Below are 7117 nucleotides of genomic sequence, written 5' to 3' on the forward strand. Positions count from 1 at the left end.
GTGCTTGTCAAGGCATCTTTCCCGCCTTGACAAGCACCCCCGCGCCGTCGTCACAATCAGCTTCGGGGTGCCCCCAAGCAGAACCCACGGCAACGTCGCCGCCAGGCGACGAGCCGAAACCCCCACCCTCAAATCTCCGAACGCTCAGCAACCGCCTCCCACAACGCCCCCAGCTCGTTCAACATCCCCGCGATCTCCCCCCGCCGCTCCTCCGGGCACCCCGCCAGCAACGCCTGATCCAGCCTCCGCGTCCGCCGAGTCACCTCGCGAAACGCCTCCGCCCCCTCCTCCGTCAACGTCAGCACCTTCGCCCGAGCATCATGCGGCGCAGGCCCCCGAACAATCAGCCCCCGATTCTCCAACCGCCGGCACACATCAGCCATCGTCGACGTATCCAACGCAACCGCCTTCGCCAACGCCGTCTGGTCGAACCCGGGATAAGCCCGCACCGCCGACAACACCGCGAACTGCGGCCCAGTCAGCACCGAATCGACATGCCGATTCCAAGCCGCCAAATACGCCTGATACAACCGCCGAGCCCCGTACCCCGGCGCCGCGGCCAGATCCGCCGGCGCCTCCAGACTGACCCGCCGCCCCGCCCGCGAGCCGCCTTTCGCTGCCCCACCCACTGCTGCCGACATCCCTCGACCTTAACTACGCACCCGCGCTGCGGCAGCCCGTCCGGCCCGCCGCAGCCTGTCCCCGCATCCCTGCCCGCCCACAATAGTACGTCCCCGGACAAACTCCGGCCCGGCCACCGAGCACCGGCCGACGCCGCCCCAGTCAGCCTCAGCCAGCCTCAGCCGATTCCCGCTGATTCCGGTCGAACAAAGCCGCCCCGCCCATCAGGAACAACTGCGCGACCACCCGATCGAACCGTCGCTGCTTCCACGCCGTGCGCAGCAGTCCGCGATGCGCGGCCAAGTGGTCGGCCAGCACGTCGTGGCCAAGGTTGTGCGCACAACCGAAATGCCGATAGGCACCGCGGAAGTCACGCCCAGCCAACGCGGCTCTGCCCCGGTCCATCTCGAGTTCGTAACCCATGTCGGCCATCAGCCCTCCCCCTTCACAGCTTCACTAGTCCCCTGCAATGCAGCATAGGCACAATCCGGCAGGACCCGCGCAGCACACGACGCGCCCTGATTTGCTGCCAGGCAAGCGATTCCCGCGGAGAACCCGACCGAAACAACCGAATACCCGCAAAACTGACCAGCACCCATCCGAAACCCGCATCCAGCCCGCTGCCACCGAACGCGATGAACTCCTGCGCACCGCAGCCAAACCGACCACCCGCACCGGTTCCTCCCGCAGGACTGGGAAGATCGGCTCATGACGCAGGATCCGACCCCAGCCTCGCGGATTACCCGCCTCGAGATACTCGCCGACATAGTCCGGGACGAACTCCTCGCGGCCGGGCTGCCCCTCAAGCACGCCTGGACGGACGCCGGTGCCTCGGTCAGCGTCGACAAGCCAGATCTTCGCGGCGTCGTGGTCGATTGGTATCAAAGCAGCCAGTTCAGTGACGCGCTGATGGCCGCGTGGGGCGACGATCCCCATCACGAAGGCGAAGAGTTCGCCGCTTTCACCAAGCAAGCCGACGCGGTCAGGGAGGCGATGGCCGACGCGTTGCTCGCGGTCCTCACGGCCGCGGGGTTCGAGGCCCGCCGGATCGACAGCGCCCACGTGTCGAGCGAAATTCTGGTCACCCGGCGGCTCGCCGACTCTCCGTGGCGAGCCCGCCGGTCCGCCCGGGACGCGGCGCGGATGGACAAGATGCACGCGGCCTGGGCGGCCCGGGCCGCTGCCGGATGCGGGAATCCCGACTGCGAAACACACTTTCCGGGCACCAGCGGCTCTGGGAAGGTTCAGGCGTGAACGCGAGCGAACCCACGCCACTGCACCGGCTCGAAGCCCTTGCCAGCATCGTCCAGGACGAACTCGTCGCGGCCGGGCTCCCGGCGCTCCCCGAGCGCGCGCCGACCGGCATGTCCGGCGCGATCGTCGCGGTCCGCCGGCCGGAACTCGACGGCGTGCTGGTTTCCTGGCAGCTCGGCCCGCAACTCGTCGACGCGGCACAGCAGGCCTTGGGCGACGACCCGCATCACGAAGGCGAAGAATGCGCCGCTTTCTCGAAACTCACCTCCGCGATCAACGAGGCGATGGGCAAGGCGGTGCTCGAGATCCTCACCGCGGCCGGGCTCGAAGCCGCTCGGACGGGGGATGACGCACCCGACGAGCTTTTGGTGACCCGGCGGCTGGCCGTCTCGCCCTGGCGAGCCCGCCGCGACGCCGAGTTCGAGACTCGCTACGAGAAGATGCTGGCAGCCTGGAACGCCCGGCACGCGGAGAAGTGCTCGAATCCCGACTGCGGAACGCATCATCCGAAACGGAAGGAAACCTCGTAGCCCCGACGGCTTCCTCGGCTGCGCGCGTCAGCCCAGGGGCCAGGCCGCGTCTCCGGCGGCCCGGCCCCTCGGTTCACCACTCCGGCCGCGAACTCCCCAGCCGAGGCGTAGTCCCGCCCCACCGGGGCGGCGTCTCGCTCATCCGGATCACCGGCCCGAGACTCTTCAAATCGCCGTAGATCGTGCCGGAATCCTCCACCGCGTACCGCTCGAATTCCTCCGGCGTCAACCGTCCCGGCGCGTCGGCGTAATCAGTCAGCAGTCCCTGCCGCTGCAACAACATCGACGACTGGCACAGCGAAACCTGCACGTGATAAGACCCGCCTTCCCGCGCCCGCCGGGCCAACGCCAGCATCGCGCCGTAGCTCGCCAGGAAGCCGGTGAGGAAATCGCACAGGTAGACCGGTGTCAACTGTGGACGGTCGCCGCCCTGGAGGACACACGCGCCGGTGACGGCTTGCGCGACCTGATCCCATCCGGCGCGCATGCTGAACGGACCGCCGGAGCCGAAGCAATTCACGCTCACGTAAACGATTCCCGGCCGCAGTGCCGCGAGATCCTCCGGACCGAAGCCGTGCGCGGACATCCGGCCCGGGCGATAGCCTTCGACGAACACATCAGCCGCGCTGGCCAGCGAACGCAATCGAGCGGAATCGTCCACTGTGGAGTAATCGAGATAAGTGCTTCGCTTGCCGTGGCTCGTGTCCCGGACAAACGGTGCCACCTGAGGAAGCTGCGGCGCGGTCACCATCAACACGTTCGCGCCGTGCTCGGCCAGGCTCAGCGCGGCGGTCGGGCCAGCCAGGATGCGCGTCAGGTCCAGAACCCGGACGTCAGAGAGCGGCGAAGCACCGCCTTCAGGAAGCGGAGAAGGGGCGCTGTCACCGATTTTGCTGATCTCGACCACCGGGCGCGAGGCCAGATAAGCGCCGTGCGGGTGCGCTAGCCATTCGTCCGGCGTTCGCACGACTCCCCCGCACGCGCCGGCCGCGGCGATGGCGTCTTCCAGGTCGTCGGCCTTCCACTTGGCGACGGCGGCCGCCACCGACGACGGCACCGGCTCGCAGCCGAGGACGTCCAGGACCCGGCGTTCCAGATGCGGCAGGTTGAAGTGCGGCAGGAACCAGCGTCCGTCGGCGGTCGGCCAAGGCTGGGTGAGCGCGACCATGTGCTCGACGGCGGGCGAAAGCGGCGCGGGGCGGTATTCGCCGTCCGCGGAACGGATGAGCGTCATGTCCTCGCCGCCGAGCGCGGTGGCCGCGGCGGCGCGTACGTCGACTGCGATCTTCTGCCGACGTCCGGTGCGCAGTTCCCACAGGTCGTTCGCAGCGACCGCGCGGGCGGCGAGGGCGTCGGCGAGGGTTTCGCCGATCCGGAACGGCGACGCGAAAAGCGGGTCCGAGCCGGTGATCGTCACCTCGTCGGCGGCAGGACGCGGGCTGTCGCGCAGGGTCATCAGTTCTTCGAAGGCATCCATTGTCTTTCCTTTCAGGCCGAAGCGACGTCGACCACGATGCGGCCAGTACCGGCACCGGCCAGGAGCGAAGCGGCGGCGTCCTTCGCCTCCGCGAGCGGGACGACGCGCGTCACGGAATCCAGGAGCGCCGGATCGAGCAACTGGGCCAAGCGCTGCCAGGCGGCTTCGCGGCGAAGCAGGGGTGTGCGGACCGAGTCGATTCCGAGCAGCGAGACGCCGCGCAGGATGAACGGCAGGACATTGCCGGGATACTCAGCGCCTCCGGCGAGTCCGCAGGTCGTCGCGACGCCGGAGTGTTGCAGACCGGCAAGCGCACCGGCGAGGACCGGACCGCCGACCGCGTCGACCACGCCGGCCCAGCGCTGTTTGCCCAATGGTTTGCCGGAAGAAGCGAGTTCGGTGCGGTCGAGGACCTGCGCGGCGCCCAGTGCGGCGAGTTGCGCGGACAGCTCGGAAGGACGGCCGGTGGCCGCGATCACCTCGTAGCGAGCCGCCGCCAGCAGCGCGATCGCGACCGAACCGACGCCGCCGCCCGCGCCGGTGACCAGGATCGGACCGGTTTCCGGGGCGAGGCCGTGGCGTTCGAGCGCGAGCAGGCTGAGCGCCGCGGTGAAGCCGGCGGTGCCGATCGCCGCCGCGCGCAGCGGGCCGAGTCGCCCGGGGACACGGACGAGGTCGTCGCCGTTGACCGCGGCGACGCCGGCCAGCCCGCCGTGCAGGTCTTCGCCGAGTCCCGCGCCGTTGAGGGTGACCACGTCCCCCACGCGCCAGTGCGGATGCCGGGACGCGAGCACCTCGCCGGTCAGGTCGATCCCGGCGACGAGCGGATGCCGCCGGACGACACCGGGGCGGCCGTGCAGCGCGAGCGCGTCTTTGTAGTTGATGCTGGAATACCGCACGCGAACGGTGGTGTCGAGGTCGTCCAGCATCGCCGGGTCGAGCTGGCCGAACGCCGCACCGGTGGCGTCGCGCACGATCCAGCCGGGGAAGGCCGTCATCTCCTGGTCCATGCTTCCCACGGTAGAAATCCGGGACCTGGCAGGGAAATGCTCGTCACGGCGACGCCATGCACGGCGGGCATAGCTGGGTAGGCTGCCGGGCATGGAGGTCGAACTGCGGCATCTGCGCGCGTTCGTGACGGTCGCGACGTGCGGCACGTTCACCGCCGCGAGCCGCGAACTGCTGATCACCCAGCCGGCGCTCACGCGCACGATCCAGCAGTTCGAGGAGACGGTCGGGACTCGACTGCTGGAACGCACCCCGCACGGGGTCGAACCGACCGAGGCGGGCGGCGAACTGCTCGGGCGGCTCCGCGTCGTCTTGCGCGACCTCGACACCGCTCTCGCCGCGGCGGGCGGGAAGGCCGGGCTGCGGATCGGGTTCCAGTGGGCGCTGCCGGATCCGTGGGCGAGCGATCTGCTGGCCGCCTTCGAAACCGCGACCGGCGCGACCGCCACTCTCCTGCGCCGCGACGACATCGTGGCCGCCCTGCATTCCGGCGACGTCGACGCGGCGTTGGTGCGCGGGGAGATCGACGCGTCCGGGATCAGCGGGACCTTGCTGTTCGAGGAAGACCGGCTGGCAGCGGTGGCCGCGAGTTCGGCACTGGCGGCGCGCGCGGAACTGGACTGGACGGAACTGGCCGCGCATCCGGTGGTCGTGAACACGGTCAGCGGCGCGACCAGTCCGCTCGACTGGCCGCCGGAGAACCGGCCCGCGCAGGTCGTTCAATGCGGCAGCTACGACGAATGGCTCACCATCATCGCGTCCGGCCGGGCCGTCGGCTCGACCACCACCTCGGCCGCGGAGGCGCACACTCACGCGCGAGTCGCCCACATTCCGCTGCGAAACGCACCCCGCGTGGCGCTGCGCCTGCTCTGGCCGACGCGCCGGTCAAGCGATCCGCTGCTGCGCAGGTTCAGCGAACTGGCGCATTCCGTTCAGCGAGCGTCGTAGTCCGCACGGGCTTTTTCGATCTTCGCCAAATGCTCGACGCTCCATTCCAGCAATGGCGCGGTCGCTTCCCGCAGTGTCCGGCCCATCGCCGTCAGCTCGTAGGAAACGTGCGGCGGCATGACATTGCGGACAGTCCTCGTGAGGATCCCGTCGCGTTCCAGATCCCGCAGCGTGACGGTGAGCATCCGCTGGCTGATGCCCTCGATTTCCCTTTTGAGTTCAGTGAAGCGCCGCGGGCCGTCGCGGAGCACGCGGACGATCAGCAGCGCCCACTTGTCCCCCACGATCTCCAGGACCGCTCGGGTCCGGCACACCTCGTCGGCCATGGTTACCTCCGGAGAACCGGGGCACTAATTAGTGCCTTATTGCCCGCCGCGACGCGGAAGATCACGATGGTTCTCGAACAGTACCGGGTTACTTCCGGTAACCGCTAATCCCTGAACGAGGAACCTGACCATGACGACGTTTGCGCTGGTCCACGGCGCTTGGCACAGCGGCCGTGCCTGGGACCGCGTGGTCCCGCTGCTGGAAGCGGCCGGACACCGGGTGCTCGCGCCCTCGCTGACCGGCTACGGCGACAAGAAGCACCTGCTCAGCCCGGAAACCGGGCTCGACACCCACGTCCAGGACATCGTGGAACTGCTCCGCCGCGAAGAGGACGTGGTCCTGGTCGGCCACAGCTACGCCGGGCTGGTCATCTCCTCGGCCGCCAACGAGGTGCCGGACCGGGTCGCCGAACTCGTCTACCTCGACGCGATGGTCCCCGAGGACGGCGAAACCGCGGTCGACGTCCAGCCGGTCAGCCAGCACCTCATCGACCTCGCCGCGCAACACGGCGACGGCTGGCGCGTTCCGCCGATGCCGGAGCGGCCCGCGCCGTTCGGGCTGTTCGGCGTCACCGATCCGGCCGACGTCGAATGGCTGCGCGGAATGCTCTCCGACCAGCCGGTGCGCTGCCTGCAGCAGCCCGTGCGGCTCGGCAACCCGGCCGCACGGGCGATCCCGCGCACGCACATCCACTGCGTCGGCGCGACCCCGGAAGGCATCACCCGCCGCCCGGTGCCCGCGCTCCAGCCGAACGGGACGCCGTCGCGGGTGTGGGAGCTGCCGACCGGGCACGACTGCATGATCACGATGCCGGTCGAACTGAGCGAACTGCTGCTGAAACTCGCCTAGCCCAGCACTGGCCGCACGCCGACGCCAGAAGTCCGTGTAGGGCCCCGTGTGGGGATCTGTTTACCGCAAGGGGCCCGTCACGGACTTCACCAGAATGGCCACA

Annotated in this window: 9 protein-coding genes; 4 read left to right on the forward strand and 5 right to left on the reverse strand. The window is 69.3% G+C overall.

Features of this window, described 5'->3' with window-relative positions:
• Positions 1–128: 128 nt before the first annotated feature.
• Both ACWGIC_RS44320 and ACWGIC_RS44325 read right to left on the reverse strand, forming a co-directional pair.
• Positions 129–629, reverse strand: coding sequence for a MarR family winged helix-turn-helix transcriptional regulator (locus ACWGIC_RS44320; protein WP_452081957.1), 501 nt, complete (start codon positions 627–629; stop codon positions 129–131).
• Between the two features lie 160 nt (positions 630–789).
• Complete coding sequence (locus ACWGIC_RS44325; protein ID WP_452081949.1) at positions 790–1053, reverse strand: DUF3703 domain-containing protein; 264 nt, start codon at positions 1051–1053, stop codon at positions 790–792.
• Between the two features lie 276 nt (positions 1054–1329).
• Here ACWGIC_RS44325 and ACWGIC_RS44330 point away from each other — a divergent pair, with 276 nt between their 5' ends.
• Entirely contained in the window at positions 1330–1875 is a 546-nt protein-coding gene (locus tag ACWGIC_RS44330; protein WP_452081950.1) for a hypothetical protein, read from the forward strand.
• Positions 1872–2405 carry a hypothetical protein gene (locus ACWGIC_RS44335; protein WP_452081951.1) on the forward strand — a complete coding sequence of 178 codons (534 nt, stop codon included), beginning with the start codon at positions 1872–1874 and terminating at the stop codon, positions 2403–2405. Before ACWGIC_RS44330 ends, ACWGIC_RS44335 begins: the two co-directional genes overlap by 4 nt.
• A gap of 73 nt (positions 2406–2478) precedes the next feature.
• Here the strand turns inward: ACWGIC_RS44335 and ACWGIC_RS44340 are convergent, their stop codons facing one another.
• A complete protein-coding gene (locus ACWGIC_RS44340; RefSeq protein ID WP_452081952.1) occupies positions 2479–3882 on the reverse strand; it encodes a CoA transferase in 1404 nt (467 codons plus the stop codon).
• An 11-nt stretch (positions 3883–3893) separates the two neighbouring features.
• Positions 3894–4892: an acrylyl-CoA reductase family protein gene (locus ACWGIC_RS44345; protein ID WP_452081953.1), complete on the reverse strand. Its 999-nt coding sequence runs from the start codon at positions 4890–4892 to the stop codon at positions 3894–3896.
• Positions 4893–4983: 91 nt separating this feature from the next.
• Between ACWGIC_RS44345 and ACWGIC_RS44350 the strand changes: the two genes are divergently transcribed.
• The gene (locus ACWGIC_RS44350) at positions 4984–5838 is read left to right on the forward strand and encodes a LysR family transcriptional regulator (RefSeq protein WP_452081954.1); all 855 of its coding nucleotides are present in this window, start codon (positions 4984–4986) and stop codon (positions 5836–5838) included.
• On the opposite strand, the gene ACWGIC_RS44355 is transcribed toward ACWGIC_RS44350, so the two are convergent.
• The gene (locus tag ACWGIC_RS44355; protein ID WP_452081955.1) at positions 5823–6164 is read right to left on the reverse strand and encodes a winged helix-turn-helix transcriptional regulator; all 342 of its coding nucleotides are present in this window, start codon (positions 6162–6164) and stop codon (positions 5823–5825) included. The two genes, ACWGIC_RS44350 and ACWGIC_RS44355, sit on opposite strands and share 16 nt — an antisense overlap.
• Positions 6165–6294: 130 nt before the next feature.
• Here ACWGIC_RS44355 and ACWGIC_RS44360 point away from each other — a divergent pair, with 130 nt between their 5' ends.
• Positions 6295–7014, forward strand: coding sequence for an alpha/beta hydrolase (locus tag ACWGIC_RS44360; RefSeq protein WP_452081956.1), 720 nt, complete (start codon positions 6295–6297; stop codon positions 7012–7014).
• Positions 7015–7117 lie beyond the last annotated feature (103 nt).

Source organism: Amycolatopsis sp. NPDC054798, from assembly GCF_053611505.1.